This is a genomic window from Sphingobium xenophagum, from assembly GCF_002288285.1.
In the GTDB taxonomy this organism is placed as follows: Bacteria; Pseudomonadota; Alphaproteobacteria; order Sphingomonadales; family Sphingomonadaceae; genus Sphingobium; species Sphingobium xenophagum.
In genome coordinates, this window is record NZ_CP022745.1 from 150,715 (window position 1) to 163,721 (window position 13,007).

At 62.9% G+C, this 13,007-nt stretch carries 9 protein-coding genes, 1 tRNA gene and 1 pseudogene; 10 read left to right on the plus strand and 1 reads right to left on the minus strand.

Going from position 1 to position 13,007, the window contains the following annotated elements; genetic code table 11:
* Positions 1-168: 168 nt before the first annotated feature.
* From cyoB to CJD35_RS00800, 8 genes and pseudogenes are all read left to right on the plus strand, one after another.
* Positions 169-2,186 (plus strand): annotated as a pseudogene (cyoB, locus tag CJD35_RS00765) (cytochrome o ubiquinol oxidase subunit I).
* A gap of 5 nt (positions 2,187-2,191) precedes the next feature.
* Positions 2,192-2,836, plus strand: a complete 645-nt coding sequence (cyoC, locus tag CJD35_RS00770; RefSeq protein ID WP_017181379.1) for a cytochrome o ubiquinol oxidase subunit III — start codon at positions 2,192-2,194, stop codon at positions 2,834-2,836.
* A complete protein-coding gene (cyoD, locus tag CJD35_RS00775; RefSeq protein ID WP_026002088.1) occupies positions 2,833-3,207 on the plus strand; it encodes a cytochrome o ubiquinol oxidase subunit IV in 375 nt (124 codons plus the stop codon). Before cyoC ends, cyoD begins: the two co-directional genes overlap by 4 nt.
* Positions 3,204-3,902: an SURF1 family protein gene (locus CJD35_RS00780; RefSeq protein WP_017181377.1), complete on the plus strand. Its 699-nt coding sequence runs from the start codon at positions 3,204-3,206 to the stop codon at positions 3,900-3,902. Before cyoD ends, CJD35_RS00780 begins: the two co-directional genes overlap by 4 nt.
* Positions 3,899-5,224 carry an ATP-binding protein gene (locus tag CJD35_RS00785; RefSeq protein ID WP_017181376.1) on the plus strand — a complete coding sequence of 442 codons (1,326 nt, stop codon included), beginning with the start codon at positions 3,899-3,901 and terminating at the stop codon, positions 5,222-5,224. Before CJD35_RS00780 ends, CJD35_RS00785 begins: the two co-directional genes overlap by 4 nt.
* Positions 5,214-5,747: a response regulator transcription factor gene (locus CJD35_RS00790; protein ID WP_017181375.1), complete on the plus strand. Its 534-nt coding sequence runs from the start codon at positions 5,214-5,216 to the stop codon at positions 5,745-5,747. The genes CJD35_RS00785 and CJD35_RS00790 overlap by 11 nt, the downstream gene beginning before the upstream one ends.
* 50 nt (positions 5,748-5,797) lie before the next feature.
* A tRNA-Gly gene (locus CJD35_RS00795) sits at positions 5,798-5,871 on the plus strand.
* 85 nt (positions 5,872-5,956) lie between these two features.
* On the plus strand, positions 5,957-8,761 hold the full coding sequence (locus tag CJD35_RS00800) for a DNA methyltransferase (protein ID WP_095686737.1): 2,805 nt from the start codon (positions 5,957-5,959) through the stop codon (positions 8,759-8,761).
* Positions 8,762-8,980: 219 nt separating this feature from the next.
* On the opposite strand, the gene CJD35_RS00805 is transcribed toward CJD35_RS00800, so the two are convergent.
* Positions 8,981-9,895 carry a sugar kinase gene (locus tag CJD35_RS00805; protein ID WP_017181373.1) on the minus strand — a complete coding sequence of 305 codons (915 nt, stop codon included), beginning with the start codon at positions 9,893-9,895 and terminating at the stop codon, positions 8,981-8,983.
* Positions 9,896-10,066: 171 nt separating this feature from the next.
* On the opposite strand from CJD35_RS00805, the gene CJD35_RS00810 reads away from it, so the two are divergent.
* Entirely contained in the window at positions 10,067-12,028 is a 1,962-nt protein-coding gene (locus CJD35_RS00810) for a hybrid sensor histidine kinase/response regulator (RefSeq protein WP_037513959.1), read from the plus strand.
* A 79-nt stretch (positions 12,029-12,107) separates the two neighbouring features.
* Positions 12,108-12,986 (plus strand): alpha/beta fold hydrolase, encoded by an 879-nt coding sequence (locus CJD35_RS00815; RefSeq protein WP_017181371.1) that lies wholly within the window; start codon positions 12,108-12,110, stop codon positions 12,984-12,986.
* Positions 12,987-13,007 lie beyond the last annotated feature (21 nt).

Below are 13,007 nucleotides of genomic sequence, written 5' to 3' on the forward strand. Positions count from 1 at the left end.
TCATTCCTCCCCTGCAAGGGGAGGGGGACCGGCGGAGCCGGTGGAGGGGTGTCGCCCTCACGATAGGGCGACACCCCTCCGTCAGGGCTTCGCCCTGCCACCTCCCCTTGCAGGGGAGGATCAATTCCGAGCCAACACCCCCTTCCCCCTTTCAAGGCCCTAACGTCCATGTCCCCGCATCCCGCCTCCGAAAATAGCGGCATCTGGAAGCTGATCTTCGGTCGACTCGACTGGAGTTCGCTCCCGCTGCATGAGCCGATCGTCGTCGGCACCTTCGTGATGGTCGCGCTGGGCGGCGCGGTGGTGCTGGGCCTCATCACCAAATATCGGCTGTGGGGCATGTTGTGGCGCGACTGGTTCACCACCGTCGACCATAAGCGCATCGGCATCATGTACATGGTCCTGGGACTGATCATGTTCCTGCGCGGCTTTGCCGACGCGATCATGATGCGGCTTCAGCAGGCGATGGCCTTCAACGGTTCCGAAGGCTATCTGAATTCCCATCATTACGACCAGATTTTCACGGCGCATGGCGTCATCATGATCTTCTTCGTCGCGATGCCGATGATCACGGGGATCATGAACTATATCGTCCCGCTCCAGATCGGCGCGCGCGACGTCAGCTTTCCTTTCCTCAACAATTTCAGCTTCTGGATGACGACGGCGGGCGCCGTCATCGTCATGATGTCGCTGTTCGTGGGCGAATTCGCCCGCACCGGCTGGCTCGCCTATCCGCCCTTGTCGGGCATCGCCTATTCGCCGGGCGTAGGCGTCGACTATTATATCTGGGGCTTGCAGATCGCGGGCATCGGTACGCTGCTATCGGGCGTCAACCTGATCGCCACCATCGTCAAGATGCGTGCGCCGGGCATGACGATGATGAAGCTGCCCATCTTCACCTGGACGTCGCTCTGCGCCAATATCCTGATCGTCGCCGCCTTCCCGGTGCTGACCGCCGTGCTGGCGCTGCTCAGCCTCGACCGTTATGTCGGCACCGCCTTCTTCACCAACGACATGGGCGGCAACCCCATGATGTATGTGAACCTGATCTGGATCTGGGGCCATCCGGAAGTCTATATCCTCATCCTGCCGCTGTTCGGCGTGTTCAGCGAAGTCACCTCCACTTTCTCGTCCAAGCGCTTGTTCGGCTACAGCTCGATGGTCTACGCCACGATCGTCATCGCGCTGCTCAGCTATCTCGTCTGGCTGCACCATTTCTTCACCATGGGTTCGGGCGCCAGCGTCAACAGCTTCTTCGGCATCACGACGATGGTGATTTCCATCCCCACCGGGGCCAAGCTCTTTAACTGGCTGTTCACCATGTATCGCGGGCGCATCCGCTACGAACTGCCGATGATGTGGACGGTCGCCTTCATGCTGACCTTCACCGTGGGCGGCATGACCGGCGTGCTGCTCGCCGTTCCGCCGGCGGATTTCGTGCTGCACAATTCGCTGTTCCTGATCGCCCATTTCCACAATGTCATCATCGGCGGCGTCCTGTTCGGCCTGTTCGCGGCGATCAATTACTGGTGGCCCAAGGCCTTTGGTTTCCGGTTGGAGACGACATGGGGCAAGCGCAGCTTCTGGCTGTGGGTCGTGGGCTTCTGGGTCGCCTTCATGCCGCTCTATGTGCTGGGCCTGATGGGCGTCACCCGCCGGATGCGCGTGTTCGATGATCCCAGCCTGCAAATCTGGTTCCAGATCGCGGCGCTGGGCGCGGTGATGATCGCGGGGGCATCGCCTGCATGCTCATCCAGTTCGCCGTCAGCATCAAGAATCGCGACCAGTTGCGTGACACGACCGGCGATCCGTGGGACGGCCGCACGCTCGAATGGGCGACCAGTTCGCCTCCGCCCGACTATAATTTCGCCTTCACCCCGGTCATCCATGATGGCGATGCCTGGGCGGACATGAAGAAGCGCGGCTATGAGCGTCCGCTGACCGGCTATGCCCCCATCCACATGCCGTCCAACACCGGCACCGGCATCATCATTGCGGGCCTGTCGGTCGCCTTCTCGGTCGGGATGATCTGGTACATATGGTGGCTGGCGGGCCTGTCCTTCGTCGCCATACTGGCGGTCGCGATCGGGCATACGTTCAACTACAAGCGCGATTTCTACATCCCACGGGACGTGGTTGAGCGTACCGAGGGCGAGCGCAGCGCGCTGCTCGCAACACAGGGCTAAGCATCATGGCCACACGATCCGCAATCGACCCCGCCTTCCTCGATAATGACGGCAATCCGCTCTTCCATCTGGGCGAAGATCCGCATCATCCCGAAGGGTCCAGCACGGCGCTGGGCTTCTGGATCTACCTGATGAGCGATTGCCTCATCTTCGCCTGCCTGTTCGCCATCTATGCCGTGCTGGGCGGCAATTATGCGGCGGGACCGGGACCGCGCGACCTGTTCGACCTCAATCTCGTCGCGCTCAACACCGCGATGCTGCTCTTCTCATCCATCACCTATGGCTTTGCCATGCTGGCGATGGAGAAGGACAAGGTCGGCGCGACGCAGGCCTGGCTCGCCATCACCGGCCTGTTCGGCCTGGCGTTCCTGAGCATCGAACTCTACGAATTTGCCCATCTCATCCATGAAGGCGCAACCCCGCAACGGTCGGGCTTCCTGTCCGCCTTCTTCGCGCTGGTCGGCACCCATGGCCTGCACGTCACCTTCGGCATCATCTGGCTGGTGACGCTGATGGTGCAGGTCGGGCAAAAGGGGCTGATCGCCGCCAACCAGCGCCGCCTGATGTGCCTGTCGATGTTCTGGCATTTCCTCGACGTCATCTGGATCGGCGTCTTCACCTTCGTCTATCTCATGGGGATGCTGCGATGAGCGCGCACGATCACGGCCACGATCACGACCATGGGTCTGGTAGTCACGGCACCATGGGCAGCTACATGATCGGCTTTGGCCTGTCGGTGCTGCTGACGGCCATTCCCTTCTGGCTGGTCATGAACCAGACCTTCGCCAATCCGCAGGTCACCGCCTTCGTCATCATGGGCTTTGCCATGGTGCAGACCATCGTCCACATGATCTACTTCCTGCACATGAACACCCGCTCGGAAGGCGGCTGGTCGATGATGGCGCTGCTCTTCACGCTGGTGCTGGTGGTTATCACCCTGTCCGGCTCGATGTGGGTCATGTATCATCTCAACAACAATATGATGCCCCATATGGAGCATGACATGAGCCAGATGCCGTGACATCGCACAGCCAGGGCCGGGTGGGTTTCCCCGTCGGCCTGACGCTGATCGCCGCCTTGCTGTTTACGGGGCTGTGTGCATTGGGCGTGTGGCAGGTGGAGCGGCTGGCGTGGAAGCGTGACCTGATCGCCCGCGTCGACGCGCGCATCCACGCCACGCCTGTCGCCGCGCCGGCTAGCGCCACCGGGGCCGACGAATATCGCCGCGTGCGCGCGACCGGCACCTTCCTGCACGACCGAGTAACGCTGGTGCAGGCTTCCACCGTGCGCGGCCCCGGCTTTTGGGTGCTGACGCCGCTGCGCCGCCCCGATGGCACGATCCTCCTGGTCAATCGCGGTTTCGTGCCGCACGACGCCCGCACCCGCTACGCCCGCCCGGCAGGGACGGTCCGCATCACCGGCCTGCTGCGTCTTACAGAGCCGGGCGGCGGCTTCCTGCGGTCGAACGATCCCGCCGCCGACCGCTGGTATTCGCGCGATGTCGCCGCCATCGCCGCCGCGCGCGCCCTGCCCGCGACCGCCGATTATTTCATCGACGCCGACGCCGGGACACAGCCCGATGCCCTGCCCGTCGGCGGCCTCACCGTCATCCGCTTCCCCAACAATCATCTTGTCTATGCACTGACATGGTTCAGTCTGGCCGCCATGGTCGCGGGCGCCTATATCCTCCTCATGCGTCAAAGCCGCCGTCCATGACCCTGCGCCTGCCGATCGCCGCCCGCTGGCTGCCCAGCCAGTGGCCAGCCGACGCTGCCGGGCGCAAGAATATGGCGCTGCTGGTGCAGTTGCGCTGGATCGCGCTGGCGGGTCAGGTCGCTACCATCCTGATCGTCCATTACGGCATGGGCATCCGCCTGCCGATGGTGCCGATGCTGGTCGTCCCCTGCATCGCGGCTGGCGTGAACCTGGCCAGCCTCGCCATATTGCGGCGGCGCACCGACATCACCCATGCCGAACTGTTCCTGGCGCTGCTGTTCGACGTCCTCTCGCTCACCGCCCAACTCTATATGAGCGGCGGCGCGACCAATCCCTTCATCTCGCTCTATTTGCTCCAAGTCGCGCTGGGTGCGGTGCTGCTCCATCGCTGGAGCGTGTGGGGCATCGTCGCGATCTCCGTGCTGTGCGCCGCCGGCCTCGCCTTTTTCTACCGCCCGCTGGACCTCAGCGACGCGCTGGAGGGCCGCCTGTTCGATCTGCACATCATCGGCACCTGGGTCTGCTTCACCATGATCGCGGTGCTGCTGGTGCTGTTCATGACCCGCGTAACCCGCAACCTGGCCGCGCGCGAAGCCTATCTGGCGCAATTGCGGCAACAGGCGGCGGAGGAAGAGCATATCGTCCGCATGGGCCTGCTGGCGTCGGGCGCGGCGCATGAACTGGGCACCCCCCTCTCCTCGCTCGCGGTCGTGCTGGGCGACTGGCGGCACATGCCCGAAATCACCACCCACCCCGCTCTGGTCGAGGAAGTGGAGGAGATGCAGGCCGCCGTCACCCGGTGCAAGGCGATCCTGTCGGGCATATTGCTGTCGGCGGGCGAAGCGCGTGGCGAAGCGCCGCAGGTCACCAATGTCCGCGCCTTCATCGACTCCATGGCGCAGGGCTGGCGCGCCGCCAATCCGGGGATGCCGCTGCGCTGCGATTTCGGCCCGCACGATTATCCGCGGATCGTCGCTGATCCCGTCATCCGGCAGGCGATCACCAACCTGCTCGATAATGCGCGGGAGGCGGGCGCAACCTATATTGACCTGCTGGTCGGGCGCGAAAGCCAGTGGCTCAACATTGCCGTGCGCGACAATGGACCGGGGTTCGACGCGGACATGCTGGCCGATTTCGGCAAGCCCTATCGCTCCAGCAAGGGGCGGCAGGGCGGCGGGCTTGGCCTGTTCCTGGTCGTCAATGTCGTGCGAAAGCTTGGCGGCTGCGTCAGCGCCAGCAATGGCGCGGATGGCGGCGCGCTGATATTGCTGCGCCTGCCGCTTGGCACGCTCGCGATCGGGGAGGATAGCGATGACCGATAACCGCCTGCTCATGATCGTCGAGGATGACGACGCCTTCGCCAAGACGCTCAAACGCTCGTTCGAGCGGCGCGGCTATACCGTGCTGATCGCCGACAGTCAGGAAATGGTCGTGCAATTACTGGCGGATCATGATCCGGGCTATGCCGTCGTCGACCTCAAACTGGGCGGGCAATCCGGGCTGGTCTGCGTCCAGGCGCTCCACGCCCATGATCCCGACATGCTCATCGTCGTGCTTACCGGCTTTGCCAGCATTGCCACCGCGGTAGAGGCGATCAAGCTGGGCGCCACCAACTATCTCGCCAAACCGTCCAACAGCGACGACATCGAAGCCGCCTTCGCCCGGTCCGGCGGCGACACCGCCATCCCGCTCGCCCCCCGCCCGACGTCGATCAAGACGCTGGAGTGGGAACATATCCATGAAGCGCTCAAGGACAGCGAGTTCAACATTTCCGAAGCCGCCCGCCGCCTGGGCATGCACCGCCGCACCCTGGCCCGCAAACTCGCCAAGCGCCAGATCGGCTGACGCCCAATCGGTTGACGGCGCATTTCCCCCGTGGCAATGGGCGGTCGAACGCGGGTGTAGCTCAATGGTAGAGCAGCAGCTTCCCAAGCTGACGACGGGGGTTCGATTCCCCTCACCCGCTCCAATTTTCCCAATCCTCTGGATAATCCAAACGCGCCTTGGCGACCGGTGCTCGTCAGGCTAAGCCTTGGCGCACGTCAGGGGGATTCATGCGTTTAGGCTGGGATGAGATCAAGCGGCGGGCCAAGGCGTTCAGCGATGAATGGAAAGACGCGCACTATGAGCGCGGCCAGACCCAGACATTCTACAATGAATTTTTCGAGATTTTCGGCATCAAGCGCAAGCAGGTCGCGATCTATGAACAGCGCGTCAAGCTGCTGAACAATCGCCATGGCTTTATCGACCTGTTCTGGCCCGGCACGCTGCTGGTCGAACAGAAAAGCGCCAGCCTGGACCTTGGCCGGGCGCAGGGCCAGGCGCTCGATTATGTGGAGGGCATCCACCCGACGCAGCAACCCCGCTGGGTGCTGTCCTGCGATTTCCAGACCTGGGTGCTTCTGGACCTTGAAACCCGCACACAGTTGAAGTTCCGCCTCGCCGATCTGCACAAGCATATCACCGCTTTCGATTTCATGCTGGGCCGCAAGGTCAGCTTTGAAACCCAGGCAGGCGTCACCATCAAGGCGGCGGAACTGATGGGCAAGCTGCACGACGCGCTGGAGGAAACGGGCTATGTCGGGCATGATCTGGAACAATTGCTGGTCCGGCTGCTCTTCTGCCTGTTTGCCGACGACACCGGCATTTTCCAGCCCAAGGATATTTTCCTCCAGCTTGTCGAAAACGACACGCGACCCGACGGCAGTGATGTTGGCCGTGTTCTCAATGACCTGTTCGACGTGCTGGACACGCCGGAAAATGCCCGCCAATCGACATTGCAGGCGGAACTCAACGCCTTTCCCTATGTGAATGGCCGCCTGTTCGCCAAGCGTGTCCGCACCCCGCATTTCACCCAGGCGATGCGCGATCATCTGCTGGACGCGGCGCGGCACGACTGGTCGGGCGTATCGCCCGCCATTTTCGGGTCGCTGTTCCAGTCGGTGATGGACGCGAAGGAACGGCGGGCGAAGGGCGCGCATTACACCACCGAAGCCAATATCATGAAGGTCATCGGGCCGCTGTTTCTGGATGATCTGAAATCGGAACTGGCCACCATCATCGCGCGCAAGACAGGCCGGGACCGGGCGCTGGGCGAATTTCAGAACAAGCTGGCGCGGCTGACCTTTTTCGATCCCGCCTGCGGGTGCGGCAATTTTCTGGTCATCGCCTATCGCGAAATCCGCGCCTTGGAATTGGAAGCGCTCAAGGCCCAATATGGCGACCAGCAGATCGACGCAGCCCTGCTGTCCCGCGTCACGGTCGACCAGTTTTACGGCATTGAATATGAGGAGTTTCCGGCCCGGATCGCCGAAGTCGCGATGTGGATGATGGACCATATCTCCAATAATGCGATCAATGAGGCGTTCCGCCTGAACTATGCCCGCATCCCGCTAAAGGACAGCGCCCACATATTGCATGGCGACGCGCTGGAAGCGGACTGGGCCGCGCTGCTGCCGCCGGAAAAATGCAGCTATATCATGGGCAACCCGCCTTTTATTGGGCAGAGCTACCAATCGCTGTTGCAGCGGGATCAAATGGCGCGGGTCATCAACGCCACTAACGGCAAGGCCGGTTCACTGGATTATGTCGCGGCGTGGTTTATCAAGGCAGGGCAATATGTGCAGGACAACCGGCGCATTCGCATTGCCTTTGTTGCAACCAATTCGATTACACAGGGTGAACAGGTGGCGCAGCTATGGCCGATCCTGTTCGACCGACACGGGCTGGAAATCGCCTTTGCCCATCGAACATTCAGTTGGCTGAGTGAAGCCAAGGGCAAGGCGCATGTGCATGTCGTCATCATCGGCCTGGCCCATCGCGATCATGAACCGACGGAGAAGCGACTGTTCAGCTATCCCGACATCGCGCGCGATCCAGTGGAAAGCCGCCATATGGCGCTCACCGCCTATCTGTTTGATGCAAAAGGCGTAGCTAACCGGCACTTGATGGTTCGCACCGCAACAGTTCCGTTGTCTGCCAAAATGCCGATGAGAATGGGCAGTAAGCCGGTAGATGGCGGACATCTGATATTCGACGCCGGGGAACGACAAGCGTTTCTCGACAACGAACCAAATGCACAACCATTCATGGTCCCGTTCATAGGCGCTCAGGAGTATATTTCAGGAAATGGGCGTTGGATTTTATCCGTCAGTAAGGCGGCTCCCGATTTGATCAGAGCTATGCCGTCCGTTCAAGATCGGCTGCGGCAGGTTCGTGATTTTCGCGCCGCCAGTCGAAAGTCAAAAACGCGAGAACTTGCCTCTTATCCGTCACTTTTTGAGGTGACGACAATTCCTGCCACTCCCTATTTGGCTATTCCTGAAGTGAGTAGCGAGCGACGCGATTATGTGCCGATAGGTTGGCTGGAACCGCCTACCATTCCGAGCAACAAGCTCTTGGTCGTTTTGGATGCCACGCTCTGGGACTTTGGCATCCTTACTAGCGGACAGCACATGGCTTGGCTGGGTCATGTTGGTGGAAGATTAGAAAGTCGTTTTCAGTATTCACCCGGTATGGTCTACAACACCTTCCCATGGCCCGACGCCACCCCCGCGCAGCGCGCGAAGATAGAGGAGCTGGCGCAGGCGGTGCTGGATGCCCGCGCCGCCTATCCCACGTCCAGCCTGGCCGACCTTTATGACCCGGACACCATGCCCGCCGACCTGCGCCGCGCCCATGCCGCGCTCGACCGCGCGGTTGATCGCCTCTACCGTGCGGCCCCGTTTGAAACCGACCGCGACCGGGTGGAACATCTGTTCGGCCGCTATGAGGCGCTGGTCAATCCGCTCGAACGGCTGGGCGCCGCGAAAAACCGCCGCGTGGCGCGCAAGGCCGGTCAGGATGCGGGCGGGGGTTAAGGCAACCTGCGGCTAGCGTTCCCCCGGCGAAGGCCGCAGTCCGCGATTGCAGATGTTGTGCCAGACATTCTGGAAGCATCCTCCCCTGCAAGGGGAGGTGGCAGCACGAAGTGCTGACGGAGGGGTGTCGCCCTCTCGATAGCGGGACACCCCTCCGTCTGGCCTGCGGCCAGCCACCTCCCCCGCTGGGGAGGATCACAGTTCCCGTTCTGAATCGGTTCAATAAGGCGCATCGCCATCGCGCGCCGGAATCGCGCCGCGACGCCCGATATTCCATCCCGCCAGCCGGTGCCCCGCCAGCGCCGCGTCCACGGGCGTCGCGCCCGTCAGCCGTGCATGGAGATAGCCGCCGTTGAAAGCATCGCCAGCACCGCTGGAATCGATTACCGGCACCATCTGCGGGACCGGCACGATGTTGCCATCGACCAGGCAGCCATCACCGCCCAGCTTCACCACCACCTCACGCCCCTGCCCCGCGCCCCAGCGGGCGGCGGCGTCCTGCGCGTCGTCGGCTGCGCCCATCTCCACCTCGTCCGCCAGCGTCGGCAGGCCCATGTCGCTGACCGCAATCGCCCGGTCGCGCCAGTGGCAGGCGGTTGCGGCATCGCTCCACAGCCGGGCGCGATAATTGCCGTCGAACGCCACCTTGCCGCCCCCGGCCCGCACCCTGGCGCACAGGTCCAGCAACGCCTCCCGCCCTTCGTCGGGCAGGATGGCCAGCGTGATGAGCGAGAAATAGAGCAGGTCGGACTGCGCCGCCTGCGCCACCATCTCTGCGCTGCCGGGCAGATCGAACATCCGTCGCGCGGCCGCCTCCCCCCGCCAATAATGGAAACTGCGCTCGCCGCTCGCATCCGTTTCGATCGCATACAGGCCCGGCAGCCGGTCCGCCGCGCGCAGCACCAGCGCGGTGTCGACCCCTTCGGCCTCCCATGCCGCGCACAGCTCCGCGCTCATCGGGTCCGTGCCCATGGCGCTCGCCAGCCGCACCCTGTCGCCCGACCGGGCGAGATGGATCGCGGTGTTGATGACATCGCCGCCATAGCCCAGCGTCCAGCCGTCGCCCGTCCCCCGGCTCAGTTCCAGCATCGCTTCCCCGATGACAGTGACGCTCGCCCCTGCTACGCTGACCATATTCCATCCCGCTCCATCTGACGCCGGTTTCGTGCGGAGCGGCTGCGCGCAAGTCAAGCCATCAACGGTAAACGGCTTGTTTGCGGCAACAGGGAACTTTCACGCGACATGGGCGTTTTGCCTGTGGCAAGGACGCTCTTGATCCATTCGACGTCCGCCTTCGGGGAATTGATGATTAGTGCTGTGCCTGGACGTCCTGACAACTGCTTTGAACTATTGGTCCAGAGTGTTACCGATTACGCCATCTACATGCTCGATCCCACCGGCGTCATCGTCAGCTGGAACGCAGGTGCGCGCCGGTTCAAGGGCTATGAAGCGGACGAGATTATCGGCCAGCATTTTTCCCGCTTCTACACGGCGGAGGATCAGGCGAGCGGCGTGCCTGCCCTTGCCCTCTACACTGCTGAACATGATGGCCGTTTCGAAGCGGAAGGCTGGCGCGTGCGCAAGGGCGACACCCGCTTCTGGGCCAGCGTCGTGATCGATCCGATCCGCGATCCCAGCGGACAATTGCTGGGCTTTGCCAAAATCACCCGCGACATGACCGAACAACGCTCCGCGCGCGAAGCGTTGCGCCACAGCGAGGAACGCTTCCGCCTGCTGGTCGACAGCGTCACCGATTATGCGATCTACATGCTCGATCCCGTCGGCACGGTAACCAGCTGGAACCGCGGCGCGGAACGGTGCAAGGGCTATAGCGCCGACGAGATTGTCGGCCAGAATTTCTCGCGTTTCTATAGCGAGGAGGACCGCATCGCCGGCCTCCCCTCCCGCGCGCTGCACACCGCCGAACAGGAAGGGCGGTTCGAAGCGGAAGGCTGGCGCATCCGCAAGGATGGCACCCGTTTCTGGGCCAATGTCGTGATCGATCCGATCCGCGACCCGCTGGGCCAATTGCACGGCTTTGCCAAGGTGACGCGCGATCTGACCGAACGACGCGAAGCGCAGCGCGCGCTGGACGAAGCGCGCGACGCCATCGTCCAGACGCAGAAGATGGACGCGATCGGCAAGCTGACCGGCGGGGTCGCGCATGATTTCAACAATCTGCTGGCGGTGATCGTCGGCAGCCTTGATCTGGCGCGGCAGCGCATGGCGAGCGGCGCGGACATCAGCCGCTATCTCGACAATGCCATGGCCGCGGCCGAACGCGGCGCGACGTTGACCCAGCGGATGCTGGCCTTCGCGCGCAAGCAGGAACTCAAGCTGCAATGCGTCGATTGCATCGCCCTGGTGCGCGACATGGCGGACCTGCTCCAGACGACGCTGGGGTCGGGCATCACCATCGAAACCCGCTTCCCGCTCGCCATGGTCCCCGCCCATGCTGATCCGACGCAACTGGAACTGGCTCTGCTCAACCTGGCGGTCAATGCGCGCGATGCCATGCCGGGCGGCGGGCTGATCATTGTCGAGGCGGCGGAAATCGCGGTCGATGCCGGCGAACGGCCCGATTTGGCGGCCGGTGCCTATATCCGCCTTGCCGTCACCGACGCTGGCGAAGGCATGGACGAAGCGACGCTGCAACGCGCGCGCGAACCCTTCTTCACGACCAAGGGCGTGGGCAAGGGCACCGGGCTTGGCCTGTCGATGGTCCATGGTTTTGCCCAGCAATGTGGCGGATCGCTGACCCTGTCGAGCGAGGTCGGCTTGGGCACTACCGTCGCCCTGTGGCTGCCCGTCGCCAGCGCCGATACCGCCGAACCCGCGCCCGCGCGCTTTCAGATGGCCGACGACATCGACACGCCGATGGTCATATTGGCGGTCGATGATGATGATCTGGTGCTGATGAACACGGCGGGGATGCTGGAAGATCTGGGCCATACCGTGTTTCAGGCCAGCAATGCCGTGGATGCGCTGCGCCTGCTGGAACAGGGCGCGATCGACCTTGTCGTGACGGACCATGCCATGCCGGGCATGACCGGCGCGCAACTGGCCGACGCGATCGAGGCCTGCTTTCCCGGCCTGCCGGTCATCATCATCACCGGCTTTGCCGAATTGCCCCCGCACGCCAGCGCCCGGCCCCGGCTGGACAAGCCGTTCAAACAGGCCGATCTCGCCCGCATCGTGAAGGCCAGTCGCCCTTCGCGCGCCGGCGATCCGCTGCTCGACGCTACGGTCACGCCGCACGGCGGCTGACACTTTTGGCGGATAGGGGGTTGCAAGCAGCCTGCACTTCGCCAATGGAATAAAAATTCCAACAAAATCGCAGGATTACATGGACACGCCGTTTGCGCCCACACCGACATCGCATTTCTTCACGTCGTTGCGCACCCGGCTGCACTATCTCGACTGGGGCAATTCATCGGCGCCCACGCTGATCCTGGTCCATGGCGGCTTCGACCATGGGCGCAGCTGGGACTGGACGGCGCGCGCGCTGGCGAAGGATTATCACGTCGTCGCGCTCGACCTGCGCGGCCATGGCGACAGCGGCTGGTCGGCTGACGGCGCCTATATGATGACCAATTATGTCTATGATCTGGCGTTGCTGGTCGATCTGCTGGACCGATCGCCGATCAGGATCGTCGGCCATTCGCTGGGCGGGTCGATCGCGCTACGCTTTGCGGGCCTGTTCCCTGACAAGGTGGACAAGATCGTCGCGATCGAAGGATTGGGCCTTTCGCCCCACCGGATACAGGAAAAGGCGCAGGAATCAGAGCCTGACGTCTGGCGCAACTGGATCGAATCCCGTCGCGCCAGCGCCCGCCGCACGCCCAAACGCTACCCAACGATAGAGGCCGCGGTCGGGCGGATGCGCGAACGCAACGAACATCTCTCGCTGGAACAGGCGCTGCACCTCACCATGCATGGCGTCAACCGCAATGAAGATGGCAGCTATAGCTGGAAATTCGATCCCTATCTCAACGGCGCTGCGCCACAGGCCGGATCGGACGACGATCTGCCTGCCTTTTGGCGACAGATCAGCGCGCCGACCTTGCTGTGCCTGGGCCTCGACAGCTGGGCGTCCAACCCGGTCAAGGACGGTCGCGCCGCGCATTTCACCAACGCTCGGCTGGTCGAATTTGCTGATGCGGGCCATTGGCTCCACCACGACCAATTCAACCGCTTCATCGCGGAATTGAGGGCGTTTTTGTGACTATTAGGTCCTCCCCTGCAA